At 56.1% G+C, this 25,919-nt stretch carries 36 protein-coding genes and 1 tRNA gene; 14 read left to right on the top strand and 23 right to left on the bottom strand.

All coding sequences use genetic code 11. The features are described from left to right. Positions 1–73 precede the first annotated feature (73 nt). Genes JJO78_RS15655 through JJO78_RS15645 form a run of 3 tightly spaced genes read left to right on the top strand, consistent with a single transcriptional unit; the run spans position 74 to position 3,075 of the window. On the top strand, positions 74–1,006 hold the full coding sequence (locus tag JJO78_RS15655) for a chemotaxis protein CheV (protein WP_036207999.1): 933 nt from the start codon (positions 74–76) through the stop codon (positions 1,004–1,006). Between the two features lie 41 nt (positions 1,007–1,047). Then, positions 1,048–1,875, top strand: a complete 828-nt coding sequence (locus tag JJO78_RS15650; protein ID WP_036207996.1) for a CheR family methyltransferase — start codon at positions 1,048–1,050, stop codon at positions 1,873–1,875. Positions 1,876–1,884: 9 nt separating this feature from the next. Next, on the top strand, positions 1,885–3,075 hold the full coding sequence (locus JJO78_RS15645; RefSeq protein WP_273624050.1) for an MFS transporter: 1,191 nt from the start codon (positions 1,885–1,887) through the stop codon (positions 3,073–3,075). Between the two features lie 4 nt (positions 3,076–3,079). Here the strand turns inward: JJO78_RS15645 and JJO78_RS15640 are convergent, their stop codons facing one another. The 3 genes from JJO78_RS15640 to JJO78_RS15630 all read right to left on the bottom strand — a co-directional run bounded on the left by JJO78_RS15640 (position 3,080) and on the right by JJO78_RS15630 (position 6,754). After that, positions 3,080–4,486, bottom strand: a complete 1,407-nt coding sequence (locus tag JJO78_RS15640) for a sodium-dependent transporter (RefSeq protein WP_036207990.1) — start codon at positions 4,484–4,486, stop codon at positions 3,080–3,082. A 61-nt stretch (positions 4,487–4,547) separates the two neighbouring features. Beyond that, a complete protein-coding gene (locus JJO78_RS15635) occupies positions 4,548–5,609 on the bottom strand; it encodes a Glu/Leu/Phe/Val family dehydrogenase (RefSeq protein ID WP_075196818.1) in 1,062 nt (353 codons plus the stop codon). A gap of 614 nt (positions 5,610–6,223) precedes the next feature. Then, positions 6,224–6,754, bottom strand: a complete 531-nt coding sequence (locus JJO78_RS15630; RefSeq protein ID WP_036207985.1) for an isochorismatase family protein — start codon at positions 6,752–6,754, stop codon at positions 6,224–6,226. A gap of 205 nt (positions 6,755–6,959) precedes the next feature. Between JJO78_RS15630 and JJO78_RS15625 the strand changes: the two genes are divergently transcribed. Beyond that, positions 6,960–7,050, top strand: a tRNA-Ser gene (locus tag JJO78_RS15625). A 40-nt stretch (positions 7,051–7,090) separates the two neighbouring features. Here the strand turns inward: JJO78_RS15625 and JJO78_RS15620 are convergent. The 6 genes from JJO78_RS15620 to JJO78_RS15595 all read right to left on the bottom strand — a co-directional run bounded on the left by JJO78_RS15620 (position 7,091) and on the right by JJO78_RS15595 (position 10,664). Further along, on the bottom strand, positions 7,091–8,371 hold the full coding sequence (locus tag JJO78_RS15620; RefSeq protein ID WP_273624045.1) for an Arm DNA-binding domain-containing protein: 1,281 nt from the start codon (positions 8,369–8,371) through the stop codon (positions 7,091–7,093). Beyond that, entirely contained in the window at positions 8,368–8,586 is a 219-nt protein-coding gene (locus tag JJO78_RS15615) for a DNA-binding protein (RefSeq protein WP_273624044.1), read from the bottom strand. The genes JJO78_RS15620 and JJO78_RS15615 overlap by 4 nt, the downstream gene beginning before the upstream one ends. 5 nt (positions 8,587–8,591) lie before the next feature. Next, positions 8,592–8,864 (bottom strand): hypothetical protein, encoded by a 273-nt coding sequence (locus JJO78_RS15610; RefSeq protein ID WP_273624043.1) that lies wholly within the window; start codon positions 8,862–8,864, stop codon positions 8,592–8,594. 73 nt (positions 8,865–8,937) lie between these two features. Continuing rightward, entirely contained in the window at positions 8,938–9,639 is a 702-nt protein-coding gene (locus JJO78_RS15605; RefSeq protein WP_273624042.1) for a hypothetical protein, read from the bottom strand. After that, on the bottom strand, positions 9,632–10,390 hold the full coding sequence (locus JJO78_RS15600; RefSeq protein WP_273624041.1) for a dATP/dGTP pyrophosphohydrolase domain-containing protein: 759 nt from the start codon (positions 10,388–10,390) through the stop codon (positions 9,632–9,634). The genes JJO78_RS15605 and JJO78_RS15600 overlap by 8 nt, the downstream gene beginning before the upstream one ends. Beyond that, complete coding sequence (locus JJO78_RS15595) at positions 10,380–10,664, bottom strand: hypothetical protein (protein ID WP_273624039.1); 285 nt, start codon at positions 10,662–10,664, stop codon at positions 10,380–10,382. The genes JJO78_RS15600 and JJO78_RS15595 overlap by 11 nt, the downstream gene beginning before the upstream one ends. A 74-nt stretch (positions 10,665–10,738) precedes the next feature. Between JJO78_RS15595 and JJO78_RS15590 the strand changes: the two genes are divergently transcribed. Next, entirely contained in the window at positions 10,739–11,404 is a 666-nt protein-coding gene (locus tag JJO78_RS15590; protein WP_273624038.1) for an SOS response-associated peptidase family protein, read from the top strand. Positions 11,405–11,589: 185 nt separating this feature from the next. On the opposite strand, the gene JJO78_RS15585 is transcribed toward JJO78_RS15590, so the two are convergent. The 13 genes from JJO78_RS15585 to JJO78_RS20610 all read right to left on the bottom strand — a co-directional run bounded on the left by JJO78_RS15585 (position 11,590) and on the right by JJO78_RS20610 (position 19,725). Then, positions 11,590–12,624 (bottom strand): DUF5131 family protein, encoded by a 1,035-nt coding sequence (locus JJO78_RS15585; protein WP_273624036.1) that lies wholly within the window; start codon positions 12,622–12,624, stop codon positions 11,590–11,592. Positions 12,625–12,939: 315 nt separating this feature from the next. After that, entirely contained in the window at positions 12,940–14,652 is a 1,713-nt protein-coding gene (locus JJO78_RS15580) for a DNA cytosine methyltransferase (RefSeq protein WP_273624034.1), read from the bottom strand. Further along, complete coding sequence (locus JJO78_RS15575) at positions 14,649–15,044, bottom strand: DUF7673 family protein (RefSeq protein ID WP_273624032.1); 396 nt, start codon at positions 15,042–15,044, stop codon at positions 14,649–14,651. Before JJO78_RS15575 ends, JJO78_RS15580 begins: the two co-directional genes overlap by 4 nt. An 81-nt stretch (positions 15,045–15,125) precedes the next feature. Next, a complete protein-coding gene (locus JJO78_RS15570; RefSeq protein ID WP_273624031.1) occupies positions 15,126–15,989 on the bottom strand; it encodes a DUF2303 family protein in 864 nt (287 codons plus the stop codon). 3 nt (positions 15,990–15,992) lie between these two features. Then, positions 15,993–16,358 (bottom strand): hypothetical protein, encoded by a 366-nt coding sequence (locus JJO78_RS15565; protein ID WP_273624030.1) that lies wholly within the window; start codon positions 16,356–16,358, stop codon positions 15,993–15,995. Further along, positions 16,355–16,600 (bottom strand): hypothetical protein, encoded by a 246-nt coding sequence (locus JJO78_RS15560; RefSeq protein ID WP_273624028.1) that lies wholly within the window; start codon positions 16,598–16,600, stop codon positions 16,355–16,357. Before JJO78_RS15560 ends, JJO78_RS15565 begins: the two co-directional genes overlap by 4 nt. Continuing rightward, positions 16,600–16,893: a hypothetical protein gene (locus JJO78_RS15555; protein ID WP_273624026.1), complete on the bottom strand. Its 294-nt coding sequence runs from the start codon at positions 16,891–16,893 to the stop codon at positions 16,600–16,602. The genes JJO78_RS15560 and JJO78_RS15555 overlap by 1 nt, the downstream gene beginning before the upstream one ends. Next, entirely contained in the window at positions 16,890–17,321 is a 432-nt protein-coding gene (locus JJO78_RS15550) for a DUF7673 family protein (protein WP_273624024.1), read from the bottom strand. Before JJO78_RS15550 ends, JJO78_RS15555 begins: the two co-directional genes overlap by 4 nt. Positions 17,322–17,416: 95 nt before the next feature. Continuing rightward, entirely contained in the window at positions 17,417–17,665 is a 249-nt protein-coding gene (locus JJO78_RS15545; protein ID WP_273624022.1) for a hypothetical protein, read from the bottom strand. Further along, positions 17,665–17,964, bottom strand: coding sequence for a phage antirepressor KilAC domain-containing protein (locus JJO78_RS15540; protein ID WP_273624020.1), 300 nt, complete (start codon positions 17,962–17,964; stop codon positions 17,665–17,667). Before JJO78_RS15540 ends, JJO78_RS15545 begins: the two co-directional genes overlap by 1 nt. After that, a complete protein-coding gene (locus tag JJO78_RS15535) occupies positions 17,961–18,383 on the bottom strand; it encodes a helix-turn-helix transcriptional regulator (RefSeq protein WP_273624019.1) in 423 nt (140 codons plus the stop codon). The genes JJO78_RS15540 and JJO78_RS15535 overlap by 4 nt, the downstream gene beginning before the upstream one ends. 93 nt (positions 18,384–18,476) lie before the next feature. Continuing rightward, positions 18,477–19,280, bottom strand: coding sequence for a hypothetical protein (locus JJO78_RS15530; protein WP_273624018.1), 804 nt, complete (start codon positions 19,278–19,280; stop codon positions 18,477–18,479). A 28-nt stretch (positions 19,281–19,308) separates the two neighbouring features. Continuing rightward, positions 19,309–19,725, bottom strand: a complete 417-nt coding sequence (locus JJO78_RS20610) for a hypothetical protein (protein ID WP_443094032.1) — start codon at positions 19,723–19,725, stop codon at positions 19,309–19,311. Positions 19,726–19,812: 87 nt separating this feature from the next. On the opposite strand from JJO78_RS20610, the gene JJO78_RS20605 reads away from it, so the two are divergent. The 3 genes from JJO78_RS20605 (at position 19,813) to JJO78_RS15515 (ending at position 22,962) form a co-directional block, all read left to right on the top strand. Further along, positions 19,813–20,049 carry a YdaS family helix-turn-helix protein gene (locus JJO78_RS20605; RefSeq protein WP_443094031.1) on the top strand — a complete coding sequence of 79 codons (237 nt, stop codon included), beginning with the start codon at positions 19,813–19,815 and terminating at the stop codon, positions 20,047–20,049. A gap of 111 nt (positions 20,050–20,160) precedes the next feature. Beyond that, complete coding sequence (locus JJO78_RS15520; protein ID WP_273624016.1) at positions 20,161–22,347, top strand: VapE domain-containing protein; 2,187 nt, start codon at positions 20,161–20,163, stop codon at positions 22,345–22,347. A gap of 264 nt (positions 22,348–22,611) precedes the next feature. Beyond that, entirely contained in the window at positions 22,612–22,962 is a 351-nt protein-coding gene (locus tag JJO78_RS15515; protein ID WP_273624015.1) for an antiterminator Q family protein, read from the top strand. A 146-nt stretch (positions 22,963–23,108) separates the two neighbouring features. Here the strand turns inward: JJO78_RS15515 and JJO78_RS15510 are convergent, their stop codons facing one another. After that, complete coding sequence (locus JJO78_RS15510) at positions 23,109–23,261, bottom strand: hypothetical protein (protein WP_273624014.1); 153 nt, start codon at positions 23,259–23,261, stop codon at positions 23,109–23,111. 129 nt (positions 23,262–23,390) lie between these two features. Between JJO78_RS15510 and JJO78_RS15505 the strand changes: the two genes are divergently transcribed. The 6 genes from JJO78_RS15505 to JJO78_RS15480 form a co-directional block, all read left to right on the top strand. Next, entirely contained in the window at positions 23,391–23,780 is a 390-nt protein-coding gene (locus tag JJO78_RS15505; protein WP_151982419.1) for a M15 family metallopeptidase, read from the top strand. Between the two features lie 30 nt (positions 23,781–23,810). Next, entirely contained in the window at positions 23,811–24,134 is a 324-nt protein-coding gene (locus tag JJO78_RS15500; protein WP_159265622.1) for a phage holin family protein, read from the top strand. Next, a complete protein-coding gene (locus tag JJO78_RS15495; protein ID WP_273624013.1) occupies positions 24,131–24,553 on the top strand; it encodes a hypothetical protein in 423 nt (140 codons plus the stop codon). Before JJO78_RS15500 ends, JJO78_RS15495 begins: the two co-directional genes overlap by 4 nt. Further along, positions 24,537–24,704, top strand: a complete 168-nt coding sequence (locus tag JJO78_RS15490) for a hypothetical protein (protein ID WP_273624012.1) — start codon at positions 24,537–24,539, stop codon at positions 24,702–24,704. Before JJO78_RS15495 ends, JJO78_RS15490 begins: the two co-directional genes overlap by 17 nt. Next, positions 24,704–25,540 carry a hypothetical protein gene (locus JJO78_RS15485; protein ID WP_273624010.1) on the top strand — a complete coding sequence of 279 codons (837 nt, stop codon included), beginning with the start codon at positions 24,704–24,706 and terminating at the stop codon, positions 25,538–25,540. The genes JJO78_RS15490 and JJO78_RS15485 overlap by 1 nt, the downstream gene beginning before the upstream one ends. Continuing rightward, positions 25,528–25,919, top strand: a 392-nt coding sequence (locus tag JJO78_RS15480) for a hypothetical protein (RefSeq protein WP_273624009.1), incomplete at its 3' end; no start/stop codon positions are given. The genes JJO78_RS15485 and JJO78_RS15480, both read left to right, overlap by 13 nt.

Raw genomic sequence — 25,919 nt, 5'->3', positions numbered from 1 at the left:
CCACGCGACTTTTTAGAATAACGCAGCAAGATGCGTGCCGGCAGCAAGACGTTTCGAGTGGGAGATATAAACGATGGCAGGGGTATTGGACAGTGTAAATCAGCGCACCCAGCTGGTGGGCCAGAATCGTCTGGAGCTTCTGTTATTTCGCCTTCGTGGCCGGCAGATGTACGGCATCAACGTCTTCAAGGTCAAGGAAGTGTTGCAGTGCCCCAGGCTGTCATCGTTGCCGAACAGTCGCCCTATGGTTCGGGGCGTGGCCCATATTCGTGGCGAGACTATCCCAATCATTGACCTAGGTATGTCAATCCGGCTTCCCGGTATTCCCAAGGAAGAGATGGCCACCAGCTTCGTGATCATTACTGAGTACAACCGAAAAACCCAGGGTTTCCTGGTGGCTGGTGTCGACCGCATCGTGAATATGAACTGGGAAGACATCCTGCCGCCACCCAAGGGTGCGGGCAAAGACGTTTACCTCACAGCGGTAACGCACTTTGAAGACAAGCTGATAGAGGTCATCGATGTTGAAAAGATCCTGTCTGAAGTGTCGCCGTTTGAGGAAGATGTCACCGAAGAGGTTCGCAATCGCAGTTCAGAGCGGGTGCCTGGCCATCTGCCGGTGCTGGTTGTAGACGATTCGGCTGTGGCGCGACGCCAGATTGAGCGATGTCTCACTGCCATTGGTATGGGAGTGGTGACCAAGAATGATGGCAGGCAGGCCCTGGATTATCTGAAAGAGATTACGGCAGATGGCTCTCGCGCCGCCGATCACCTGTGTTTGATCATATCCGATGTCGAAATGCCGGAAATGGACGGGTACACTCTGGTCACCAAGTGTAAAAATGAGCCTGCAATCAAGGATGTATTTATCATGCTGCACACGTCCCTGAGTGGCGTGTTTAACAAGGCGATGGTGCAGAAGGTGGGCGCTGACGATTTCATGGCTAAATTCAGCCCCGATGAGCTGGCTGAAAGAGTCATGGAAATTGTCGACCGCGAGCAGTGACGCTCCTCCGTTACTTCCGACTCACTCGATAATGAGATCCAATGAAAGCTGAAATAACGCCACAGGAATACGAGGCCTTTAAATCATTCCTGCAGGATGCGTGTGGCATTTTGCTCGGGGAGAACAAGCAGTATTTGGTAAAAAGCCGTTTGCGGCGGATCATGGAAGAGAACGAGCTGAGAACCCTGGGTGATTTGCTGGATCGCGTGAAGAGAACCGGTCGCAGCAGTTTGAAGGAAGTCGTGATCGACGCGATGACGACGAATGAAACCCTCTGGTTTCGGGACAATCACCCGTTCCGCATCCTGCAGGAAAAGCTGCTGCCGGAATTTGGCGACAGAAAATCAGCGCAGTCACTTCGTATCTGGTCTGCAGCCTGTTCGACAGGCCAGGAGCCCTATTCGGTAGCGATGATTATTGAAGAATTTCGTCGCCAGCGGCCGGGTAGGCTGCGGGATGTGAAGATCACCGCCACCGACATCTCCAAAAGCGTTCTAGAGGTTGCGCGCCGTGGCGAGTACGAGATGATTGCCATTGGCCGGGGCCTGTCACCCGAGCGGCAAAAGCAGTTTTTTACTCCTGCCATGAATGGCAGTTGGCAGATCCGACCGCAAATCAAGAGCATGGTGGAGTTCAGGGAGCTGAACCTGCTTGAACGCTACATGCTCGGGAAGTTTGACATTGTTATGTGCCGGAACGTACTGATCTACTTTTCGGCAGAGCTTAAAAAGGACATCCTGACCCGTATCCATGCCACTCTCAATCCCGGTGGTTACCTGATACTGGGAGCATCGGAATCGCTGAACGGGTTGCCTCATCTCTACGAAATGGTGCAGTGCCACCCAGGGATCATCTACCGCAAGAAATAGGCCCACCCAATGCCGATCAATGTATGGATACTGGTCGCCGCCCAGGCGCTTGCCATGTGTACAGCGCCTTTCATCGTCTTTATCGGAAGCATTCACGGACGTCTTCTGGCGCCATCACCTGAGTGGGCAACCTTGCCCGTGGGCCTTGTGGTAGTTGGAACGGTCCTGGCTATAAAGCCTGCTACGTGGCTGATGGAACGCCTGGGGCGCAAGCCGGTTATGTTGCTTGGCACGCTGGCGGGTGTGGTGTCCGGGTTGTTCGGTGCGTTGGCAGCCTGGAGTGCGAGTTTCCCGTTCTTGTGCGCTGCGGCGGTTGTGGGCGGAACCGGGCTGGCGGTGGTTCACCAATACCGCTTTGCGGCCATGGAGTCGGTAGCGCCCGAGATGGCTGGCTCCGCAGCAGCCAGGGTGCTTCTAGGCGGCCTCGTAGCGGCGTGGCTGGGGCCGGAAATTGCGCTTTTGGGAGGTGGAGGCCAAGCCGAGCACCCTTTCATGGGCGGCTGGCTTGCATTGAGTGCCGTGCAGGTGGTTGCCATGGTCGTACTGGTTTTCGGATACCGCGCCAGCGGGGAGCGAGTACGGGAAGCCTTGGGGGAGGGCGGTCGCCCGATGTCTGACATCCTGAGGCAACCGGTCATTTGGGCGGCGATCAGTTCCGCTGCCATCGGTTATGCCCTCATGAGCTTTATCATGACGGCAACACCACTGAGTATGACGGAAGTGGCCGACCACCCGCTTGAAGATGCCAAGTGGGTCATTCAGATTCACATCATGGCCATGTACTTGCCGTCGCTGATCAGTGGCTGGTTCATTCGTGTGGTGGGTATTCCAAGGATGATGGGCCTGGGATTGCTCGCCTATCTGGGGTGTGTGGCCCTGGCGTTCAGCGGTATCAGCTTTCACCACTACCTGTTTGCACTCATCCTGTTGGGAGTAGGCTGGAACTTCCTGTTTGTCGGCGGCACCACGCTATTACCGCAGGGATATCGCGATGAGGAGCGGTTCCGTGTTCAGGGGCTCAACGACCTGATGGTATTCGGCTCGCAGGCGACAGCTGCACTGAGTGCTGGTGCGGTATTGGCGGCGTTTGACTGGAATGGACTGTTGCTGATTGCCATACCGTTCCTGGTGTTACACGGTGTCTTGATGGCCGTTTGGCTGATGAGCCGGCCCCAGAACAGAGGCCGGCATCCCGCTTGAGTGTTTATACCAGGTTGTAGACGAAGACGATGGCTACAGCAACGGGTGTGAAGTAACGCAGTACGCGATACCAGAGCGAGAATGTGCCCGCTGACATGCCCAGTTCGCTTTCCAGCGCCTGTCGAGACATTGTCCAGCCGACAAACACGGCGACCAGCAGTCCGCCCAGGGGCAACAGGATATTAGCGGTCAGGAAGTCCAGAAGGTCGAAGATGGTTTTGCCTTCGAACATCGCAAACATGCCCAGCGGTGTCACGTCCGACCACAGGTTTAGCGAAAGCACGGAGGCCACACCCAATAACCAGCACACGATGCCTGCCCCGACGGTACTCACCGTGCGGTTCATACCTTTCTGTTCCTCAAGCCATTCAACAATCGGCTCCAGCAGGGAAATGCCGGATGTCCAGGCGGCAAAGATCAGCAACACGAAGAACAGGGTACCGAAGAGGCTGCCCATGGGCATTTGGCCGAACGCCAGTGGCAGGGTTTGGAAAATCAGGCCGGGGCCGGCGCCTGGCTCAAGGCCATTGGCGAATACGATCGGGAAGATAGCCAGCCCGGCTAACAAGGCCACGGCGGTATCCATGATCGAGACGGTCACGGAGGTTTTGGCGATGGAGATGTTTTTGGGCAGATAGGAGCCGTAGGCCATCATGACACCCATGCCGAGGCTGAGCGTGAAAAACGCGTGGCCCAGGGCAACCAAAACGCCCGAAGTGGTGAGCTTTGAGAAGTCAGGCTGGAACAGGAAGGCGACGGCCTGACCAAAGTGGCCAGTGGTCATCGCATAGCCCACGACAATCAGCAGGAGCACGAACAGGGCTGGCATCAGAATACTGACAGCGCGTTCAAGCCCGGAACGTACGCCTCGTGCAACCACAATCATGACCAACGCCATGAACAGGGTGTGCCACAGAAGCAGCTTCATCGGGTCGCCCAACAGGCCGGAGAAGATGGCACCTATGGACTCTGCCGACTGGCCAGCCAACTGGCCCGTGGCGGCGGTGCCCACATAGGAAATCGCCCATCCGCCGATCACAGAATAGAACGATAGAATCAGGAACCCCGCCAGAACCCCGACGGCAGCCACCCAGCGCCAAGCGGGTTTCAGGCCTTCCTGGCTGGTTATGGCCCGCATGCTGTTGACGGGGCTGAGACCACCACGGCGACCGACTAGTACTTCAGCCATCATGATCGGAAGACCCACCGCCGCAATGCACAGCAGATAAACCAGAACAAAGGCACCACCGCCGTTTTCACCGGTGATGTATGGGAATTTCCAGATATTACCCAGGCCCACCGCTGAGCCTGTTGCGGCAAGTATGAATGCCAGGCGCGAGGACCACAGCCCACGCTTCGCTGTCGCCTGGCCCATGGCACCGCCTTCAGCGGATGAAGAAGCATTACTCATTGTATTCTCCTGCTTACTGTTTTTGTTTTCGGGGGAGTGAGTGGCGGCGGTTTAGCCACCATCAACGGGATTTATGCCGGAATCGCTCCTCTGCGAGTTGATCGGCGATCTGCCCGGTGGGCAGGCCATCGCGATCCGAGCGCTGGAAGATCTCCTCCAGGGTATTGGCTATGGAATCGACGTGTTTGCGAACGGCCTGGGGGTCGGGGCCCTTGCGCTCGTAACACACGTCGATAATGCCGCCAGCGTTGATTACAAAGTCTGGGGCATAGAGCACTCCACGTTCGAACAGTGCCTGATCATGAGCCGGGGTGGCCAACTGATTGTTAGCGGCGCCGGCCACGATGGTGGCCTGTAGCTTACGAATGGAGTGATCATTCAGGACGGCGCCCATGGCACAGGGCGCAACCACGTCTACCGGCAGGTAGAGGATTTCGTCGGCGGTAGCAGGCGTCGCGCCCAACTCGGCAACTGCGCGATCCATCTGATCCTGGTGGACGTCGTAGACCCAAAGCTTCGCGCCTGCTTCTTTGAGGTGTCGGGCCAGGCGGTAACCAACGTTGCCAATGCCCTGTACCGCCACATTCAACCCCTCCAGGTCGCTGCGGCCAAGCTTGTGCTTAACGGCAGCATTAATGCCCACGAAGGTGCCCCAGGCGGTAGCGGGAGAGGGGTCGCCGTTGCTGGGCCTGCCATCAAACCCCGGGCGTTCGCTGATACCAGCCACATTGGATGTTTTGCGGCCCATAACCTGGAGGTCGGCTACGCTGGTGCCCGAATCCTCGGCAGCGATATAAAGTCCGCCGAGCTGTTCCAGGAAGCGGCCCATGGATTCGAGCAAGGCTTCGGTTTTGTGCTGGCGTGGATCGCCGATGATGACGGACTTGCCGCCGCCGAGATCAAGGTTGGCCAGCGCCGACTTGTAGGTCATTCCTCGTGACAGGCGGAGCACGTCTGTCAGAGCCTCGTCGTCGCTGGCGTACGGATACATTCGGCATCCGCCTAGAGCGGGTCCACGAGAGGTATTGTGTACGGCGATAATGGCGCGCAGCCCGGTCTCCGGATCGCAGCAAAACGTCAGATGTTCGTGGTGGTCGAATTCAGGATGGGTAAATACAGTCATTGTTTGGATTCCTTTTGCTCCGGGTTGTTCTTGCACAGGGGGTCGCCCTTAGTTACGGAGGCCGGCGGGTAGATTGCGGGCGCTACCGAAACTCAATCGCTATCGGGTGTTGGACGCGATTAACTGCCGGTCAGATTTGGTAATTGCACGAGTGTGGATAGTCGTGAAAGATCCGGTCGGAGCGATCGGGATGCACAAAACGTCAGAGAAAGGAAAGGAGCTGTAGGGTGTTGCAGGGTGTGGGCGCATGGGCCCATGCTCAGGGACTGTTTTACCAGTGACATGCTGAAATCCTCTTCCACCAGGCCGGATCACGGCTTCCGTGGTCAATATTGTTGTTGTGCCCCGGCAGATAGGCCGGTTGGCATGATTTCATGTGTTGATACCCTTTTGGGGCTCAACGAGAGAAGACTAGATAGCTTTTACATCGTCGTCAATGGTTGAAATTCATGCATTTTTTGGTGATTTTGAAAATTCCAGCGGTAACAGGCAGATACATCTACTTTACGTAAACGTAAATATTTTGGGCGCCCCAATTCAGCAACAGTTTCCCTAATGTGTCTCACTGGAACCCTGATGTGATTCCAGTGATAGCATTGGTGACATTCGCTTCGTCACTTGATCAGTTTCTGAACTTCCCGGAAACGTGGGTGCTCGCAGTCCCGCATCCACTCAAAAGCCACCATCTCAAGCGTTACGATAACGGCCCCGGCCTGCTGCATTCGTTCCAGGGCAGCATCCCGGTCGTTGTCATGGCGTGAGCCGGTCGCGTTTTCCACCACCCATACACGAAAACCCGCAGCAAGGAGGGATAGGGCGGTTTGCAACAGGCATACATGCGCTTCGCAACCGCCAATAACCACCTGTTTCCGGTTATCGGCAATGGCCTCAACCAGCCCTCCACCGCAGGCATCAAAGTGAGTCTTGGATAAGGTTTGATCAGCTAGAGCACTGATTTGTTCGTCGTTGTGTCCAAGCTTCTCCGGGATCTGTTCCGTGGCAATCACCGGCACATCAAGCAGCTTGGCAATCTGCGCAAGTCTAACGCTCTCTGCCAGCATTAAATTTCCGTGGCTGATGACAGGCATGAGTTTTTTCTGGAGGTCAATCAGTACCAGCGTGGATTCGTCGGCTTTCATCATCATAACGGGTCGCCCCCGAGCGGTGTTTAGGGTATTGGGTAACTATGCCAGTATCGCACAGGCGGCCATCAGGTTTCTGTGGTCGCTGTGGTTGGTCAGAAAAGGATTTGAAAATTGGAGTTGCCAAACCGGAACAAAACCATTAGAGTTTGCGCCCTCAAATGAGCGACGACGTTGCTGATTTGGAACGAATTATTTAAAGAGTATTGGAGAGGTGGCCGAGTGGCTGAAGGCGCACGCCTGGAAAGTGTGTATACGTTAATAGCGTATCGAGGGTTCGAATCCCTCCCTCTCCGCCAATATAAAGCCCTGATTTTCTAGCAGAAGATCAGGGCTTTTTTATTTTTGGGGCAGAATTGGGGCAGAAATCGGGGTTTGTTGTCCGCTTTTGTCCGTGTTGTAACCGAGCATTTTGGACACCTGGTCCGCCATATTCGGGGTGTCGGAATGGATCCAGCGGCCGTAGTGCTTTTTCACCATGGTGGTGTCTGTGTGGCCGAGTTGGCGGGCTACCCATTCCAGGCTGACGAAGTTAGAGAGCATCTGGCTGGCAAAGGTGTGGCGGCATTGGTTGGGGCCACGGTGGCGGACCTTTGCGCGGAGAAGGTGGCCTTTGAACCAACGCCGCAGGCTGGCATCGCTCCAGGGCAGGTTGCTCAATCCATTCCGGAACACCAGGCGCAGTGTGTCTTCTTTCACGGTGACGTTGTCGCGCTGCTTTACCTGGATGATCACTGGCGGAAGTAGAAAGGTGGCGGCCTGCTGGCGTTTTAGCCAGGCCTTTGCCGGCTCGATCAATTCCACTCTCCGAATTCTCGCCCGCTCTTTGGGCACCTTATACTGCCCGCTCACGCGTGCGCGTCGCACGTGAATAACCCAGTCCACCGTATCCACGTCATCCCACGAAAGTGCAATCAGCTCCGAGAGCGACAGCCCGCACCAGCACGCGAACATCACCATGTTGATGTCCTGTTGGCGCATGGTCTTTACCGATTGAATCCTTTCCAGCTCTTTGACCGAGAAGGGGTCTGCGTAGTCGTACACCTGGTCCCGCTCGATGTTGGGGATTCTGTCCAGCGGGTTGGTGCGGATGACGCCATCATCGAATGCGGCGGACCACACGCCACGAACGATGGTGAATATGTCGTTCACCGACTTCGGGCTGAGCCCTTTCTGAAGCAGTCCGGCCTGGAAGAGTTCGATTTCAGATTTGCTGATATCCGTAATCCGCCGGCGGGGCCAGTGATCGGTGACGTGCTTGGACTTCGATTTGTAGATGCGAAAGGTACTTGTGGCTTTCTTCTTTTCCTGAACGGCCAGCCAGTTGGTGACTCCATCCGTGACCAGCCGGGCCATGTCTGGCCCACCCCAGCCGGAGAACAGAGCCGCATTGGATGAGTTGGGGAAGTGGCTGGCGTAGTCGAACCGGCCTTCCTTAATCTCCGTTAAGATTACCCGGCGCTTGTTCTCGGCATAGGTTATGTTGGCCTTGGTGATTCTGGCCACCCCTGGTACCGGTTCACGGCAGCGTTTGCCGGCGAACATGAAGGATATCCGTAGCTGCTTGCCGTGGATTTCAATGCCCCGCGGCAGCTGGTCAACGCCTTTTGGTAGTGTCACACCTTGCCCTCAAACCAGTTCTCGATTTCTGACGGGTTGTATACGACACGGCGGAGCGGGTCAAACCTCCAGTGTTTATCTTCCAGCCAGACGCCCCGTTCGCGGTACTTGCGGGCCATCTCAGGTGTGATTCCGAACAGCGGGAATAACAGGCGATCACGTACCCATTTACCGCGCTGGACGGGAATGTGTTGGAGTTTCTCTGCGGCGGCCATTTCGGTTACCTCGTGGTGTCGATGAAGCTGGACTCTAATCTGCCCTTCATAGGATTCAGCGCTTTCAGGATTCGATCACGTTGCTGGCTCAGATACTCCAGGCGCTGGGAAACTTCGCCGGGTGTAAGCTTCTGTCCGTTGACGGTCAGAACGCCACGATTGCCAGCACGCATCGTGGCGGTTATGGCTTCGTTGACCTGGTCCAGGCATTCATTGAGGCAGCGGGCCATCTCTTGCATCTCTATTCCCGACTGAATCAGGTAACCTGTGACCAACATGTATTGGTCCTCAGAGAGTGGCGCTCCGGCTCGATCAAGGCAGTCACTGAGCTGTCTTGAAAGTTTTGTGGAATCAATCATCATCACCATCCTGTTCAGGAGACTGCGGGCTTTCTACCCATCCATTCGCAACGCAAAGGGCCTCGTTGATCTGTTGAACAAGGGTCTTGTCGGCAGAGTCAGGCAATTCCAGATTGCCTACTTTATCTTGGCCAAGTTGAACCCAAGCGGCTCCGTTCTCCATACAGAGCGAAATCATCATGTTCTCAGGGATGTGTTCGCACACCCTCTCGGCTACTTCCTGCAGGCTGTTATCTCCAGGTTGGGGAGTGGTTGCGCCGATTAGCTGCTTACCGGCCCGGGCCAAATCTTCTGCGAATATCCCGATGCCATTTGGGTCTAGACGCTCTATTGTTTGCTCAGCCCAATCGATCAAATCACCATCCGGCCTCTCGGCGCTGGGGTTCTCGGCACTTGATGTAGCGTGGCCATTGCCAATTATTTTCTCTAAGTCGCTCAGTACTTGTTTAAAGGTTTCGTCTAAAGCCTCAACCATGGTCAGCTTGCAGCCAGGAATGTTAATCGTAGATTCCTTTTCGGTGTTCGAATCAACTTCGGTATGTTTTCCTTTCCATGCTCGAAGCGCACCGATGGTCAGTGTCGGATAAAATCCAGCCACATCCGATGGCCACGTTGGGATGATCTCTGAGTCTTTCATGCCTGTGGTATTAGCTACTGTCAGGGCGGCCTCGATCCACTTTTCAAGATCAGTCATGGCTATCAGCTCCTACGGTTTGCCCGTTGATAGTGAGGTCGATTGGAAGGCCTTTCTTCTCTGCCCATATGGCCAGGTCGGCAGGGGTGGCTGCTGTTACGTCGGATTCGTGGGCGCTCGCGTGACCTCCAAGCACGTGGGCGCCATATAGACGGTAGCTTTTGGATCTATCCCGGCGGCTGGTTTGTGCGTTGGTGCTCTGAACTCTGAATAGAGCGGTTACGCCTGGGCCATACCGCACGACCTTCCCCATCATTGGGTGGGCATTATCTTCCAGGTGCTCGATAGCCTGATTCGGGGAGGACTGGCGCCAGTCTGGCCAGGTTCTTGATTCATTCTTGCTCTGCTTGGCTTCCAGAGCGGCGGCGATTTGCTCCGGTGTGTGGCCGGCCCTCCATGCGCCGTCTAGCGCCAGTAGCACAATGTCGATCCACTCGGTTACGTCGCTTGGGTTTTTGTAAACCTCCGTGACTTCCTTGCTGATGTGATCCAGAAGGCCCCTGGTACGAACACCGGGGCCAAAGGTCCTTTCTGAAAAGGCTTTCTGGCGGTGCAGGTGCTTGATCAAATCATAGGTTGTGGGTGGAATCCGGAGGGATTCGTTTGGCAGGAGATGTGGCACCTCAACAGCGTCAGAAGTGTCAGACTTCAACCAGTCTTGAATCGCCCGAAGGCTCCGCATGGATGCCAGATTCAGATCCTCTATCCGGAGGACGTGTTCGATATCCTGCCTTGCTGTTTTAGCGTCCATTCTGGATCTCCAATTCAAATTCGGGGTTGATGGCATACCGGTCCATCGCCACTTCATGGATGACACCTTCCTTGGCCAGTCGCATGCAGCGGTGGGCGCTGATGGTGCGGCCATTGCGGCTGTCCTTATCTGACAGCCCCTCGATGGCGGCCCGGCGGACCTTGGTGTGGATTCGCAGATAGGCGCCGTCCTGCAGGGCGCTGATGACGTCTCTCATGGCCTTGTCATCTGAGCGCCTGCTGATGGCTTGGGGGCTTTCGCCGATGTCGTTCATAGGTGTGCTCCTGGTACGCCCATGGCTATACTGATCTCGTCTATTACCCTTTGAAGAAACCGGTGGTATTCGTTATGTGTGGGCGGTTCAATGTGTCTGATGACCCTCTGGTGCAGGGGCTTTTGGAAGGCCTGGGGATGCCTGGCCTTTACCCCCGGCCACAGCGCAACGTAGCGCCTGGTGGGGTGGCGGAGTTCGTGCTGGATACCGGCGATGGCCGGCAGCTGGTGGACGGTCTTTGGTCGCTGCTGATTGAGCCCCGGCCAGATGGCACGGGCTACCGACCGAACCCCAAATTCAAAACGTTCAACGCACGCTCTGACCGGCTGACGAGCAGCCCGCTTTGGAAGCGTGTGTATCCGAAGCAGCGCTGTATCGTGCCTATGTCGGCGTTTCACGAATGGCGCAATGGGCAGGTGTACAACATTCACCCGGAGGGTGAGGCCATTGCGATGGCGGGCCTGTGGCAGCGGTACCGGAACGGTGACGATGAGGTGTTGGCCTTTACGACGATCACACTGCCGCCCCATGAGCGCTTTGCCCATATCCACGATAAGAGCATTCCGCTGATGTTGCGGCCGGCGGATTTCGATGCGTGGCTGGATCCGCACTTTCATAACGTGGATGCGTTTCAGGGGCTGATGCGCAGCCACATTCCGGCGCCGTTGGTTTGTCAGCCGGTGCGGAGCCCGAAGGACCTGGAGCCGTTTGGGGAGGCTGAGGTTATTCCCGCCGATTAAGTACCGGGCAAACAGGTTCCAGGCCAGCTTGAAGCGCACACGTTTGATTTCCTCCCACACCGCAAGGCGGGTTTTGTGGCACATGCGAAAGGCTGGGCCGTGGAGGGCTTTGCCCTGGTTGGCTTTGCCGACGAGGGCGCAGGCCTGTTGGTGGGCGCGGACCAGGTTGTTTAGGCGGGTGGTTATCATTTTGCCGCCTCCGGGTATTGGTCCCAGGTGCGGCCGTCCAGTTCGCGACCATTTACCTTTTTGCCGCGAGGGTAGACATAGTGAAGGCGGGCTCGCTCGTGCCCTTTAGCCAATGCCTCCGATCGACGATCACCTTCTGGATATGCAAGGCTGCCTGGCTCATACAACGTGCCGTCATTAGCCAAAACCATGGCACCGAAGAAGTTAAACTGGCCAGAGGAATTCAGCCCACATTTTGGCCCCCACTCTCCCCACTGCTTGAATAGGAAAGGTATTCGAGTCGCCAGACACTGGTCACGAAGAGTTCTAGGCCAGTCCGGGTGCATCGGCCTGGCGCCAAACCCAGACTCGCCACCTGCAACAACCCAGTTAATATTGCCTTTAACCCTACAGGGGTACGGCAACGTGGATAGGTCAATAGGACCAAGCAACGGCTCCGCACTGATCCACCTTATGGCAGCCTGTGTATCCAGTAGTACTGGGATTCTCTCGTTGGCTGTCGCCTGATTTTCAACGCTTACCCCAATCCATACGTTGTCTAAAGGCATTGTTCGGTGTCTGGGCCCTAAGTAGGGGGCCGCACGCAGCGAACCGACGTTTTCATAGATTTCGTATTCAGCCCATCCAATCCGCTCAGCAAGATCATTGCTCATCAGGTATTGGTGCATCCGTTCTGGCCGTTTCGTTAGAATCTGAAAAGTATGTCGTGGTGCCAGAGCCATGATGGCGAACACCTTGTCAATCACACTTTCTGGAACGTTGGGGTGAAATAGGTCGCTCATGCTGTTCACAAAGATCATGCGTGGCTTAGTCCACCGCAGCGGCTCATACATCTTGTGATCAACCACCGTCACCGTGCCATTCCATTGGCCACCCTTGGCGATCAGCCCTTCATAGGGTTCTCCTGGGCCCTTGAATCGATTGGCCACTGTTTCTGCGTAGCAGTTTCTGCAACCCTCGCTAACCCGTGAGCAGCCTCTGATCGGGTTCCAGGTGGATTCGGTCCACTCAATTCCAGTTCTAATCCCCATTGGCGCAGGCTCCATTGATGACCTCTAAGCCAAGCAACTCCTGAATCGCGCACCGGGGCGCCGGTCGATTCCGAACCGGTACCGGTGAGATAAGAGGGTCACACTCGTAGCTGTTACAGATCTCTGTAGCGAATACCTCAGAACAATGAAGCGCGCACGATCCGAAAGGTGTGCGGTTCTTCTTGGTGTGTGAGTACGGGTCCGGTTCGAATGGGCAATGCTCGTCGTAGTCAAAGCCGATCCCCGTAAAATTCACGCAGCTCACGCAGGCCTGGGGCATGGTCATGAAAGGTTCGAGTTGAAATGGACTGTGATTCACGCCGTGGCCTCCAGGTGCTTCTGGTCAACGGACAAGGCAACGCGGATCGGCTGGACCCAAACCTTCTCCGGACTGAGCACGAAGGTTTCACCAGTCCAGGCAAGCAACAGGGTTTCGCCCATGGTCTCTCCGATGGCTGCCGCAGCATTGGCAGGAACTGCATTGCCGATCTGTTCCCGCCAGGTGCTGTCCGATCTGCCGTGGAGGGCCAGGTATTCCTCTGGCTCGATGATGGATTGCAGGGCGGCCAGTTCGAGCGTGGTGAATGGCCGGTGCCAGGTGCCATCCAGTGAGGTGATCTCGGCAACCAGGCGTTCAGTGGGTGCGGGTAGACCTGGTTCGGGATTCGGTACCGCATCTGTGGTGCGTGGATCGGCAACGGTCCAGCGTCCGTTGTCGTGGCCAGCCGCTGCTGAAACGGCGCCGGCTGGAGAGTTCCAGGGCACAACGCCATAGTGGCCGGCTGTCAGGTAGTGGTCACCTTTCTTGCGAACAAAGCCCGGGCGGGGATCCGCGACTGCGAAAGCGCCTTCACCGGTAGTGCTGGCTGCGATAACAGAACCGCTGGATTCGTCGTATCTGGTTACCCGGTATTTGCTTCGGGCAGCTGGCTGACCACCACGGCGAGGATCCGCAACACTGAACCGGCCCTGGCCAGGTGATCGCTGGCCGGTGACAACGCCCGCTGTCTCGTCCCAGCGGAGCACGCCGAACTGGCTGTACTGCTGGCCTTCGTATCGTGGGTCGGCAACGCTGAAGGCGCCGTTTGTGGGGCTGCTGCGGCCCGCTATGGTGCCTGTGGGTTCGTCCCATTGGCGAACACCCATGTAGCCTGGGCGATACTCTGGAACAACCAGGTAGTCGCGTAGGTAGCCGTTTTCAATCTCCAGCCGGTTCAGGCTTCTCCAGTCTTTACCCGCCTCAACGAAGGCCAGGCGCACCCATGTCTTCCATTGCAGGCTGGGTATGCGGTGCATGGGGCCGGCAGATTCCAGGCCTGGTAACGGCATGGCACCCAGTATGTCGCCGACAGCGCGAAGCGTTTTCTTCGGGGGTTCGTAGAGGAAGGGCGGCACCTTCTCTTCGTGCCTGGCGACCAGCAGGAACCGGCGCCGGCTTTGTGCCAGGCCGCCGATTTCTCCGCAGTCGTGGGTTGTTTCGGCCACCGCGTATCCGTAGGACCTCAGCAGCTGGGTGATCTGGTCCAGAAGGTGGCGGCCACGGTTGGCTATGCGCGGCACGTTCTCGAAGATCATCAGTTCTGCCGGGTCATCCTTCCAGGCTTCCAGCGACAGCCAGATGCCACGCAAGGTGAGTTCGTTCAGGGCCTGGTACTTGGCGCTGTTGCTCAGGTTCTGCGATAGCAGGCCGCTGAATCCTTTGCAGGGTGCTGACAGGAAGACGATGTGGGGCCGTTGGCCGCCGGCAGCGTTCTGGATATCTGCCGGGGTGGCTTCCTGCCAGCCTTCTGGTGGTGGACAACCATGGAACGCCTGGTACTGTTCGGCGCTCATCAGATCCCTGACTGTGCCCGGGCAACCGGTCAATGACTCAAAGTTGGCGATGGCCACCGCATCGATATCGATGCCGCCGATGCAGCTGAATTCACCTTCCATGCTGCCAACGCGAGGATTGGCCTTGTTGAAGCCTTTGGCGCCACTGCCGAGGCCGCAGAACAGGTGAAAGTGCCGGATCTCAACGCGGGTCATTTGCGGCTCCTTTCGTGGGTGGAGCCCCATACGTCGATGATCTCAATGATCTGTTCCTGGGTGAGGTAGCGTTCCAGGTGGTGGCCTGGCCCCAGAGTTCCGAGAAGCGCGATAACAGCTTCACTGTTGTCGATATCAATGCTGCAGATCACATCGCGCATGTTGCAGACGAAGTTGTTGTTCCAGAGGGACAGCAGGAGGGCGCTGGCCGCACGGCCACCGCCGGTGTCGCCCCGGGCGATCTGGTAGAGTTTGGTTGCGTCGGCCTGGGGATTGTTCTGGTACCGGGCGGCGGCTCTCTGGCGTTTCTTGTCCTCAATGGCCTGGAGCTCTTCCAAGGTGCAGCGAACGGTAACGTTGCCCTCGTAGATTGGATCCTGAATTGTTTCCATGGTGCTGTTCTCCTCGTTGGCATCTGGCAGGGCTCTGGTTAAAAGCCCTCTCAGATGCGCCCCGTGGGGCGCGTTGTGGGTTTATTTCGGGTCGAACATGCCGACATAGGTTTTCACTGGCGTATCTTCGAAGCCGGTGCGGAGCTTCTCTTCAAGCTCTTTGGCCATTTCTTCCTGCTGGGTTTCCAGGCGGACGATGCGCAGTGCGATCTTCGGGGTTTCGCCGGTGATCAGGCTGAGGCGCAACGTAAAGGGCCGTTCTGTCAGGCCGTGGTAGGGCTCGCAATCGAACTTGAGAAAGCCTGGCAGGTTGTCCCGGTTCTTTGCTTCCACCTCTGCCATGGCGCTTTTGCGTTGGCTGAAGGTCTGGGTTTCCGAGGTGGCTTCGGCGTTGGTTCCGATGGTGATTTTGCGGATGGATGACACAGCTGGGCCGATGGGGATAATGACTGAACCATCTTCGGACAGCGCTTCCAGGTGGTCGCGCCAGTCTTCCATCCATTCGGCCAGGGTTTTCTGGTCCAGCTGCTTGCCATTGATTTGCAGCAGTTCGCGGAAGGCTTCGGTTTGCTGAAGCTCAAGCTTGGCGGTGTGATCGCCGTGGCCAGGCTCGACGATGTCACCCAGGTTGAAGAAAACCTTGGCTGTCATCTCCTCTGCGTTCACGAAGCAAGGCACGTTATCCAGCTGCTTCTCCTGGCTGTACTGCTCTGTTGTCGCGGTTGCGAACTCGACGAATTCGGCGATCAGTTTGGTGGCCATGCTGCCCCGGTACCGGCGGCGTTGTTCCAGGTACTGTTCCAGATCAGCAATTTTCACCCCCTCAGGAATGGCGACCACTGAGCCATCAGCCTGAGCGTTCAGCAGCTCCTGGATCTGCTCGCACTGCACGATCTTGGTGTATTCGTGCAGAGCACTGTTGTCTTGCATTACATCCGATGACATGGCTTATTCCTTCTCATCCTGTGGGTTTGGGATTTCTCCGCGCTTGGTGAACATCTGCCCCTGGTTCTCCGGGAACTGGGTGATGCGGCCACCGGGGTTCACGTGCATGACGCTTTCGGTGGTGTTCTCCTGGCTGTAGCTGCCGTTCATTTCCGGCACCTTGTAGCTCAGCTTGTGCTTGATCTGGACACGCGGGGTGTTACCCACCTTGCCCATGGTGAATTTGAGGGTGACTTCGCCGGCCTTGTTCTGGTCGACAACGCCGGCCGCCACATCGCCCAGTGCTCGGGCGACCTTCTCGGCGAACACGCCGGCGTCCAGGTCGTGGATGAATTCGGGCAGGTCTGTGCCCCTGTTCTGGTTGCTCACTGGATTTTCTCCGGTTGGTTGGCGATGATCAGGCCGATGCGTTCGACCTCTTTACCCACCAGGCGAGTGAGGCCACGGCGGGTTGGGTAAAGGCTTTCTGCGTTCAATAGTTCGTGACACAGGTGCAGCGCCTGCAGCGGGTTGGCTGCGGTGGCGTTGGTGATCTCCAGCCGCAGTTCCAGATCGGACAGGGCCATGAGCGGTGCCAGTTGGTGCGTTTTGGTCATGCAGGCGCGTGGCATTAGTGGTGCTCCTGTTCGGCCATCAGTTCATCCGCGCTATTCTCGAAGGCTCGGCGGCGCAGATCCTTGATGATCAGGCACAGTTCCTGGTGGCTGATGCCTGGAGCCGTAGCGCCGGCGGCCTTGCGGATATCCTTCAGCCAGCGGAGCGCTTCAGCGTGCGCCGATCCCTGCTTGGCGATCAGCCGCGTGGCCTCTTCCAAGTGGCGAACGGTTTTGTCGAAGTGCACCGTCAGTTCACCAAGGGCCTGTTCGAGCTCTTCCACGGTGGCACTGGGCTTGAGGGCGTTCATTCCTGCTTGCCTCCCCATGCAGCGATCACCGGCGCCATCTGGCTGTAGGTGACGATTTCGCGGATGTTTACCTGGCAGGCCACGATGAAGTTGGCCAGGTGCCGAACGGCGAAGTTGGTTTCGCGCTCGAGGAAGCCCAGTTCATTCAGGTCCAGGTGATACTGGCTCGGGCTCCATAGGGACAGCAGAAAGTTGCCTACCCGTGCTGCGTCGTTGGTTTCCTGCATGGCCACGGAAAACAGGTGCTGCAGAGCACGATGGACGGTGGTTGCGCGGGTGTTCAGGTCCAGCCATGCCAGGCGGCCGTCCAGGGCCTGCTGGTTCGATCCATTGGCTGTCGTGGAGGCAAAGCCTGGCTGTTGCCCCGGCGAACCTGACGACAAAGTAGGTGCGGTTTTGTTGGCGGCGGATGCTTGCTGTGTGTTCATTGGTTTGCGTCCTTTCGATGGTTGCGGTTTTGGTCAGCCAGATGACGAGCAGGCTGCAGATCAGTAACGCGAGTGTTGCTGCCATTGGTGTCCTCCTATGCGCTGCGCAGGGTGTGTTTGGTGCGGTTGATGATGTTGCGCACCTGAGCCGGTTCGTTCTGGTACTGAGCCACGGTGCGCTCGGCACGGATGCGCGCCTCTGCCTGGTTGCCGGCAGGAAACAGCTTGGCGTGGCTGTTCAGGGCCTGTTTGAGCTCGCCGGGTTTGCCGTTCAGCAGGCGTGTCCAGATGAGTTGCCAGCTGATAAGCAGTTCGGCGGCGGTTGGTTTGGCTTGGTTTTGCATCAGTGCGAGGCTCCATTAGCAGCACAGTTGTTGGCGGTTTCGCGGGTTATTTGCACTTCAAATTCGTCGGCCAGCCACTTCAGACCCTGCTGGGTGACGTGGGCCCTGGCGTATATCTGCGGGCCCAGCGTTGGGTGCTTGAATTCCTTGAGCTCAGTGGTGAACAGGCCCTGGTCCACGTATTGGCGGTAAGGCAGGTTCTGCTTGGTCAGCACCTTGCGGTGACGAAGGGCTGAGAACAGCTTCTGTGGCCCAAGGTTGAGCATTCGAGCGGCTTCGTAGAGCGGTGTGGTTTTCATGCAGCCCCCAGCCAGTCGTTCAGATCCATTTCGAGCCGGCCAGGCCCGCGAGGGCCGAGGCGGACGGACGTGCTGCGGTTGGCCCCACGGCGGTAAACGTCGGAATCGGGCAGGGTGGTGCTTACCCAGCTGCTGGCGAGTATGAGAAAGGCTGCGGCGATGTGGCGGGACTTAGCCGCAGCTACAACAAAACCATCCCTGCAGGCACGAGCAATGGCCAGGCACCGGGAGTTGGCGTTGAACTTGAGCATGACGTTGGATACAAGCTTTTTGGCGCCAGGTGTGCCGTGGCCACGCAGGATACCTATGGCCGCGTTCTCTTTGCCTTCACTCATCCACGCGAGGGTTTCGAGCTCTGCCGGGGTCAGGCGGCCGTCTTTGTTGACGGCGGTGAATTCAATTGCGGTGAAGGTCTGCATTTAGATCGCCTTAATTAGATTAAGATTAAGGCAAACTTAACCCCGGTTGTGGGAATAGTCAAGGGAATTTAGAAAAACTTAATCCGGGTTGGGTTAAGCCTTTTCGAGGTCGGGTTTTATGGCGAGGATGGTATCAACGAGATCATCTGGCGATATATCGGTAATCTTTTGCCCGTCGCTGGTGTGTTTCGCGATGGCCTGGCGGATAATGGCGATACTGGGTTTCTTTAGGTCGTAGCAATCCCGGAAGTCTTTGTCCTGGAGTTCTTCAAGTATTTCAGAGTAGGCATACCATTCCTCCTCTTCCTCTTCAGTCATCTCGTGGCTTGCTATCGCGCTGTTGGCTTCTGGAGCAGTGATTCCTTTAGGGACTGATAAACCGAAGTAGCGGAAGAATTCTTTCTGGATTTGTGTGGCTGGCCGCTTAGCCCACTGATCAGCTTTCTCAGGATCTTTAAGCAGCCGTTCTATTTCAATCAACGCAATGGACTGGTGTTTAAGGGGTAAGCCTGAAACTTTGAAAAACCTCAGAATCTCAAGCTCTTTAGGTTCGGGAAGCTCTGAAAGACCGATAAGACTGGATGCCTGGCCCTTTGTTATAGATCGGCCGGGCATCCTTGTACCATCATCCTTTAGCCGCTTTAGTTGGGCATCTGTTACGGGATCGTGGTACCAGGAAGGCACCGGAATGTCACCTTTTTCAACCTGCTTCCAGTGTTCATATAGGAAGTTGTATGGGTCTGGTTTAGGGTCGCGGCTGTTTTTTCGCTTGGCTGAAGTCGATGTTGTCGCGATTCTATTGGACGAACTCCTATGCTTTCGGCGACTTTTGCCTTTTCCAGAACCGAAAAGGGCCACGAGAACAATCAGGATTATCAACGGGATTAAAAGGTCCATTTTCCTTACCGCCCTTGTTTGCCAGATATCAGCGCCTGTTATTGAGCGTTCTTATAAAACTGGTGAGGTGGGATATGGCTTGGTCGGTGAGAACCTTATTTGCATGGGCTTTCCGAATAGCCTCAACCAGTTGCTCTATATCATCTGAATCCTCAGTGTCTCGAGCATAATAAACTTTCGTATTCTCTGACTTCATGTACTCATTTCGGTTCTCAGTCACAGATGAGATACGTTTTCCGCCTTCACCACTTTTTATCCAGAGGTAGCGATACCCACTGATTTCACTCAGCGCGAAGAGGTTGTCTTTACTGATCTGGCCTGAACGTTTCCACCTGGCTACAGCTTGTTCCGACACGTCGCAATATTCCGCTATGCGAACCTGCTTTGCGTCGCCGTCCTTGATGGCCTCATTAAGCCGATTAAGAAAATCTTCATGTTTGTCCATGGCGCAAAAGTAAATTCTTACCTTGTCAATGCACAGCAACGGGGTTAAGCTCGACTTAATTAAATTAAGTAATGTGAGACCGGGCCGATGCACCTGAACACGATCTTCGAAAAACTCAAAGCCCACCCAAACATAAAAACTAAGCGCAAAGTTGCTGAAATCTGTGGCATTTCTCCGCCTGCATTGAACTACTGGAAGCGGGTCCCTTCCGAACATTGCATCGAATTGGAGCGCGCATCCGATGGTGCCGTTACCCGTTATCAAATGCGGCCAGATGTGTTCGGTGTTGCCCCTGATCATTCCAAAGAAAACTCTGTCGCATAAGTAACCATATAGTTAGTGCTGAGGGGCTCTTTGCATGTCGTATTCTCGTTACTTCCCTGGGCCTTTTGAGCTCTCGAATACCTTTGTTACCCCTTCTCTTGAGGGGCGGCTATGACGCTTGATGATCTGATCTCCCAGTTTTCAGAGCTTGGCCTGCAGTGCACCGCCATTGAGCGGTTTGGCGACCTGGTGCGATGTAAGGCAGACGGTGACAAGGGTAAGGCTAAATCTGGCTGGTATTTGGTATTTGAGAATTTCCGCCACGATGGCAGCGTTTTCTATACGGGTGTTGTGGGCAACTTCCGGTTGGGGGAGAAGCGCAACCTGAAGCCCCAGGGCATTCGGCTATCTCCTGAAGAACAACAGGCTCTGAAGAAACAACGCCGGGAGGCGGAAGCCCAGCGCAAACGCCAGCAGAAGTGGGACGCCGACAAGGCCGCGACCAAAGCGCAGCGGGCCTGGCAACGGCTGAGCCCCACGGGGGAATCTCCATACCTGGAGCGCAAGGGGCTGAAGGGCGTTGGCGTTCGCTACGGCAAAGGCGGCGCATTCGTTGTGCCAATGGTGAACATGGCCGGCGAGCTTCGGGCCCTACAGGTTATCTATCCGGAGAAGCACCCGGAGAAGGGAAGGGATAAGGATTACTGGCCTTATGGAATGCAGAAAGAGGGCTTGTTTCACCAGATCGGTGATGTGAAGCGCTCGAAGAACCGGCCTATCGCCATTGTTGAGGGATACGCCACCGGTGAGTCCGTCCACGAAGCCACCGGTTATCCTGTTTTTGTGGCGTTCGACACGGGCAACTTACTGCCTGTCGCGCAAGCGGTTCGCGGGGTGTATGCCCGCAATCCCATCGTGTTCTGCGCTGACGATGACCATAAAACAAAGCGCCCCAATGGTGACCCATGGAACCCAGGCGTTGAGAAGGCCCGTGAGGCAGCACTGAAGCTCAATGGGTATGTGGTCAAGCCCGTTTTCAAGGATGAGGAAAAGCGCGGTACCGACTTTGATGACCTACGGCAGGCGGAAGGTGTGTCTGCGGTGCGCAGCCAGGTTCGGGGGGTGTTGGCGGCGTGCGATAAGGTGGACTGGCGCAGCGAATTCCTCTTTACCCGTGACGGTACCCTCAAACCTGACATCTTCAACGTCTCCCTGATCCTGCAGCATGACCAGGCCTGGGAGGGCGTGCTGGGCTACTGTGATTTTTCCTACCGGATAGTGAAGCGCAAGGCGCCGCCGTTTGACCAGGGGCGCTCTGGTGAGTGGACGGATTCCGATACGGCCCAGCTGCGGATCTGGCTGGCTCAGAACTACCAATTAACCCCGCGTTCCGCTGACGCGCACGATGCTGTTCTGGTTGCGGCCAAGATGCGGAGCTTTCACCCGGTTCGGGAATACCTTGAATCCTTGGAATGGGATGGCCAGCGACGGCTGGGCACCTGGTTGCAGGATTACTTGGGCGTTGTTGATACGGACTATGCCACGGCGGTTGGGGTGAAGTTTCTGATTGCTGCGGTAGCTCGGGTGATGCGACCACCAGTGAAGGCGGATTGTGTGCTGATCCTTGAGGGTGACCAGGGCCTTGGGAAGTCTACCGCTTTGAGTGTGCTGGGGGGAGAGTGGTTCAGTGATTCGCCCTTCGGGATCGGTGACAAGGACGGTTTCACGTTGCTGCAGGGGGTGTGGATCTGTGAGTTGGCGGAGCTCGATAGCTTCAACAAAGTAGAGAGTACGCGAGCGAAGCAGTTCTTCGGCAGCATGGAGGACCGCTTCAGGCCGGCATATGGCCGATGTGCCGAGACGTTCCCTAGGCAGTGTGTCTTCAGCGGTACCACGAATCAGGACAGCTACCTGAGAGATGCCACGGGTAACCGGCGCTACTGGCCGGTGAAGGCCACACGCATTGAGGACCGGCATCTGAGGGAGGACCGGGATCAGATATGGGCGGAAGCGATGGTGATGTACCAGCGCGGCGTTCCCTGGTGGCCGGCTGACGATGAAAAGCACCTGTTCGAAGCGGAGCAGGAGGACCGGTTTGACAGCGATGTTTGGGAGGACACCATCTATGCGTGGTTGAAGGACCCAGTGAGAACCAACCATGTGCGGCTGGTGGAGGTGATGGAACAGGCTCTCCAGTTGGAACCGGCACAACAGAAGCCGCCAGAGCAAAGGCGGGTTGCCAACATCCTGACGAGGCTGGGGTGGCGAAAAACACGGCCAAGGATCAATGGGGAGCGGAGGCCTGTCTACGAAATGCCGGATAAATGGCGTAATTCGCGGGAGAAAGAGCCTTTTTAGCCTGAATTTACGTGGGGTGGTCATACCGGTCACCCCACTTTCTTTGTGGGGTGACCAGCTGAAAGCCTTGTCATTACTGGGCTGGTCACCCCGGTCATACCGGTCACCCCTGTTCGCGCACACACGTGGGGGTTTTGTTTCCGGTTTCGGTATTCCCCCTATGAGTCTTTACCAAGTGGGGTGACCGGTATGACCAGTATGACCAGGCCAGTGATAGTGCGGAGTTTGAGCGGTCACCCCACCTTGTATGTGGGGTGACCAGGGATGACCAGTAACCAACGGGGTGATAACAAGATGCTGGAGGATACGAAAACACGGCTTGCAGAGTGGGGTGCCTGGGTGCGCAGCGGCGGTGCCAGTACCGGTTACGCGAAACTGGACCTGACTGCAAAACCGGGGGGCTGTGATGTGCCGGATGATGAGGCCCTGGCCGTTGACCGGGCGGTGGCGTGCCTGAAGCAGAAGGAACCGGAGATGGGGCGGGCCCTGGTGGGCTACTACGTGAGGCGATGGGATTATTCGATGGTGGGTGTGGATCTGGGGCAGGGGCGCGAGAAGGTGAGGGTGATCCTGCGTAGCGCGGAAGCCTGGATTGATGGGAGGCTTTTTGACTAAATCAGATGAAAGTTAAATCAATTAGGTTGACTTCGTGCATGCACGGATATAGTCTAAATCCCGTAAGGTCACAAAGTTGTGTCCATACCGAAAGAGCCCTGAAAAAACCCGGTCAGCGATGGCCGGGTTTTTTTATGGGCAGGTTTCTAGCCCAGGCGTTTGCAGTGGTCGCATTTGGACTTGCCGCCGGTTCCAGGGACCTTGTTCTCTTTCTCAATGTTGTTGCCTTCTGTGCACTTGTTGTTGTCGTGATAGACGGTAGTGCCGGGTTTCTTCGAGTGGAATGGATTTACTCTCATATCAAGCTCCTTTTGGGATGATGTCATGTCGTTGTACATGACACTTTGAGCGTAGTAGTGAATCCCGGTTCTGACCATTGTTGTTGCGATTGGCCCGCCAAGTTTGGCGGGCTTTTTTTTGGAGGTGGCATGGCTTACAAACTTGGTTCCCGTTCTCTGAGCCGGCTGGCCGGCCTCCACGATGACCTGGTTTCAGTGGTTGAGCGTGCGATTCAGATCACGAAAGTCGACTTCACTGTTCTGGAAGGCCAGCGCACCAAATCCCGCCAGAAAGAACTGTTCGAATCGGGTGCATCCAGCACGATGAACAGCCGGCACCTGACCGGCCACGCGGTGGACCTGGGTGCCTGGGTAACCGGTGGTGTGCGCTGGGACTGGCCGCTGTACCACAAGATTGCAGATGCCATGAAGCAGGCTGCGGATGAACTTGGAGTACCCATTGAGTGGGGCGGTGACTGGGAGTCGTTCCCCGATGGCCCGCATTTTCAGTTGCCCTGGAAAGAATATCCCTCTTCCTGACCGTGAACCCTGAAAGCTATGGATAGAAAAATGCTTGAGAAAAACATCGCAATTTTGCTCTCCAAGATCGTGGAGTACTGGGACGCAATTCTGGCGGTGTTTGCCGGGATCGTGGGTGGTGGGCTTGCTTACCTTGCGGAGGTTAAGAACGGCACTCAAAAGTGGGATATCTGCGCATTCCTGCTTGCGATCGCGTCTGCTGGTTTCTTCGCGTTTGTGACCTACATGATCTGCATCGAGCTCTTCACATGGTCGCCAGGTTTGAGCGTTGCTGCATCGGGAATGATTGCCCACCTTGGCGCGGAGAAGGTGAAGCAGCTGCTGACCCAGTTCTTCACCAGTAAGCTGAAATGATCTTTGAAGCCGCCAGAGCCAAGGTAACCGCCTACGCCATGCCCATCATCGGCACTCTGTTGGTGGTGGCCGGCCTGGCCTTCTGGTGGTTGTGGGCTGACCGTGAGTCCCTGCTGGAAAAGAACGCAGCCCAGGCACAGGCCCTGAGTAACGCCGCACACGCCAACCGGGAGAACCTGAGCACGATTAAGGCGCAGAAGAAAGATCTTGATTGGCGATCGCAAAAGGCCATTGAGCGCCAGGAGAGGGCACAACAGCGTGACGAGCAGCTGGCCCAAACCCAATCCGAACTTGAGAAGGCGATGAAAGATGCTCCGGACTGCGTTGATCAGCCTTGGCCTGATGCTGTTTTTAACATCATGCGCCGAAACACGGTATCTGACCCGGACAGAGAGGGTGCTGGTGAAAGTGCCCGCTGAATACCTGGTGGATACGCAGATCCCGGGCCCGCCTCGGCTTATCGAGGAATGCCCTGCCTATGTTGAGGTCCTGAAGGACACCATTGGTGAATGCAACGACGATAAGGCCGATGCGCGGGACCATAACGCGAAGGCTGAGGCCGCTGAATAATGCCCAATAATCAGGCGCACGATCCAAGGGTGGTAGACCCGCTTGATAGGGTGGCTGCGGCTGTTGGGTTGAGTGTGGCTGCACTGGAGTCATCGCAGCAAGTTACGATTCTTGAGCAAAGTAATTTTGACGGTGGTGTGCCTAACAATTGGCTTGTATCCACAGAGAAGGGTGGATCAATAGATTTTTCTCAAGGTTTCGCGAGGGCTCAATACCCTATTACAGCGGGGAACTCTGGTAATCACGTAAACATCTCAGTTCCTGTTCCATACGGCATCTACGAGTTGTATATACGTGGAATTTTCAGAATGCCGGGGAACATGGGTGGCTGTAAGTTCGTAAAGCCACAAGGTATTGATAATGACCCTGCCGGCTACGCCAATACGACATTTGGTACACAAAACAATACTGGTTTAATGGCTGCCGTAACCTATGGAGACGGCACTACAACCGGCAATGATGTAGCTCAGACTATTGAATTTGATGGGCCCCCACACTCTCTGGGTAGGAACACTGAAGCAACCATACTTACTCCTCAAAACGCGGCCTTTGGAGGTGCAGCTGGGTGGGGTTCTGACTGGCATTTCATGGAGTTTTATATTCTTTACAATTCCGGAACGACGGCTCAGAACGAAACCCCTAATGGAAAATATTTGGTCAGGATTGACGGGGATGTATACGTAGACGCCTCCGGCCTTTTCAACCGACATTACAACAACGGCCCGATCGACAAAGTGGTTATGTTCAACGCAGCCCAGAATGACAACAACCCGTTTACTGTTGACTGCAAGTTCTTCGCGCTATCCACAGGAGGTTTCGCGCCATGGCCATCGTAAAAGGCACTGGCGGCTTTCTGGACCTAGCAGCGAATCTGATTCCTGATGGTACCTACACAGTCGCGGTTTGGTACAAAACCGCTAATGCTGCTGGGTTTGAGAGCTTTTTCTATTACGCAAACACAGCCTCTAACACTGTGAGGATTGACAACTGGGGCGGGACAATCCGCCACAGGGTTGATCAGGCGTTTGGGTCTGGCGCTGAAGAAGCTGCCGGCTCAGTAGCTGACACTTGGCAGTGCGTTATTGGCTCGATGTCGGTTTCTGACGGCGTACCACGTTTGGTAACTGATTCCGCCGCTGTAGATGCCGGGGGTGGTACTGGGGCATTTCAAACACCAGCGTCACCGGCTCTTCGCATTTTTGGCCGCCTTGATGG

The organism is Marinobacter sp. DS40M6 (assembly GCF_028581595.1).
Lineage (GTDB): Bacteria > Pseudomonadota > Gammaproteobacteria > Pseudomonadales > Oleiphilaceae > Marinobacter > Marinobacter salarius.
The sequence above is the reverse complement of the archived record's forward strand: the minus strand, read 5'-3'. Positions and strand labels throughout refer to the sequence as shown.

Coding starts and splice junctions, on each gene's coding strand:
- JJO78_RS15615 (WP_273624044.1), bottom strand. CDS start 8,586: ATGGCCGCCGCAGAGAAACTCCAACACATTCCCGTCCAGCGCGGTAAA.
- JJO78_RS15575 (WP_273624032.1), bottom strand. CDS start 15,044: ATGGAAACAATTCAGGATCCAATCTACGAGGGCAACGTTACCGTTCGC.
- JJO78_RS15655 (WP_036207999.1), top strand. CDS start 74: ATGGCAGGGGTATTGGACAGTGTAAATCAGCGCACCCAGCTGGTGGGC.
- JJO78_RS15550 (WP_273624024.1), bottom strand. CDS start 17,321: ATGAACACACAGCAAGCATCCGCCGCCAACAAAACCGCACCTACTTTG.
- JJO78_RS20610 (WP_443094032.1), bottom strand. CDS start 19,725: ATGGACAAACATGAAGATTTTCTTAATCGGCTTAATGAGGCCATCAAG.
- JJO78_RS15570 (WP_273624031.1), bottom strand. CDS start 15,989: ATGTCATCGGATGTAATGCAAGACAACAGTGCTCTGCACGAATACACC.
- JJO78_RS15595 (WP_273624039.1), bottom strand. CDS start 10,664: ATGAACGACATCGGCGAAAGCCCCCAAGCCATCAGCAGGCGCTCAGAT.
- JJO78_RS15635 (WP_075196818.1), bottom strand. CDS start 5,609: ATGACTGTATTTACCCATCCTGAATTCGACCACCACGAACATCTGACG.
- JJO78_RS15540 (WP_273624020.1), bottom strand. CDS start 17,964: ATGAAAACCACACCGCTCTACGAAGCCGCTCGAATGCTCAACCTTGGG.
- JJO78_RS15580 (WP_273624034.1), bottom strand. CDS start 14,652: ATGACCCGCGTTGAGATCCGGCACTTTCACCTGTTCTGCGGCCTCGGC.
- JJO78_RS15645 (WP_273624050.1), top strand. CDS start 1,885: ATGCCGATCAATGTATGGATACTGGTCGCCGCCCAGGCGCTTGCCATG.
- JJO78_RS15510 (WP_273624014.1), bottom strand. CDS start 23,261: ATGAGAGTAAATCCATTCCACTCGAAGAAACCCGGCACTACCGTCTAT.
- JJO78_RS15650 (WP_036207996.1), top strand. CDS start 1,048: ATGAAAGCTGAAATAACGCCACAGGAATACGAGGCCTTTAAATCATTC.
- JJO78_RS15505 (WP_151982419.1), top strand. CDS start 23,391: ATGGCTTACAAACTTGGTTCCCGTTCTCTGAGCCGGCTGGCCGGCCTC.
- JJO78_RS15500 (WP_159265622.1), top strand. CDS start 23,811: ATGCTTGAGAAAAACATCGCAATTTTGCTCTCCAAGATCGTGGAGTAC.
- JJO78_RS15630 (WP_036207985.1), bottom strand. CDS start 6,754: ATGATGATGAAAGCCGACGAATCCACGCTGGTACTGATTGACCTCCAG.
- JJO78_RS15535 (WP_273624019.1), bottom strand. CDS start 18,383: ATGCAGACCTTCACCGCAATTGAATTCACCGCCGTCAACAAAGACGGC.
- JJO78_RS15600 (WP_273624041.1), bottom strand. CDS start 10,390: ATGGACGCTAAAACAGCAAGGCAGGATATCGAACACGTCCTCCGGATA.
- JJO78_RS15530 (WP_273624018.1), bottom strand. CDS start 19,280: ATGGACCTTTTAATCCCGTTGATAATCCTGATTGTTCTCGTGGCCCTT.
- JJO78_RS15520 (WP_273624016.1), top strand. CDS start 20,161: ATGACGCTTGATGATCTGATCTCCCAGTTTTCAGAGCTTGGCCTGCAG.
- JJO78_RS15545 (WP_273624022.1), bottom strand. CDS start 17,665: ATGCAAAACCAAGCCAAACCAACCGCCGCCGAACTGCTTATCAGCTGG.
- JJO78_RS15555 (WP_273624026.1), bottom strand. CDS start 16,893: ATGAACGCCCTCAAGCCCAGTGCCACCGTGGAAGAGCTCGAACAGGCC.
- JJO78_RS15610 (WP_273624043.1), bottom strand. CDS start 8,864: ATGTTGGTCACAGGTTACCTGATTCAGTCGGGAATAGAGATGCAAGAG.
- JJO78_RS15485 (WP_273624010.1), top strand. CDS start 24,704: ATGCCCAATAATCAGGCGCACGATCCAAGGGTGGTAGACCCGCTTGAT.
- JJO78_RS15590 (WP_273624038.1), top strand. CDS start 10,739: ATGTGTGGGCGGTTCAATGTGTCTGATGACCCTCTGGTGCAGGGGCTT.
- JJO78_RS15560 (WP_273624028.1), bottom strand. CDS start 16,600: ATGCCACGCGCCTGCATGACCAAAACGCACCAACTGGCACCGCTCATG.
- JJO78_RS15585 (WP_273624036.1), bottom strand. CDS start 12,624: ATGGGGATTAGAACTGGAATTGAGTGGACCGAATCCACCTGGAACCCG.
- JJO78_RS15495 (WP_273624013.1), top strand. CDS start 24,131: ATGATCTTTGAAGCCGCCAGAGCCAAGGTAACCGCCTACGCCATGCCC.
- JJO78_RS15515 (WP_273624015.1), top strand. CDS start 22,612: ATGACCAGTAACCAACGGGGTGATAACAAGATGCTGGAGGATACGAAA.
- JJO78_RS15640 (WP_036207990.1), bottom strand. CDS start 4,486: ATGAGTAATGCTTCTTCATCCGCTGAAGGCGGTGCCATGGGCCAGGCG.
- JJO78_RS20605 (WP_443094031.1), top strand. CDS start 19,813: ATGCACCTGAACACGATCTTCGAAAAACTCAAAGCCCACCCAAACATA.
- JJO78_RS15605 (WP_273624042.1), bottom strand. CDS start 9,639: ATGACTGATCTTGAAAAGTGGATCGAGGCCGCCCTGACAGTAGCTAAT.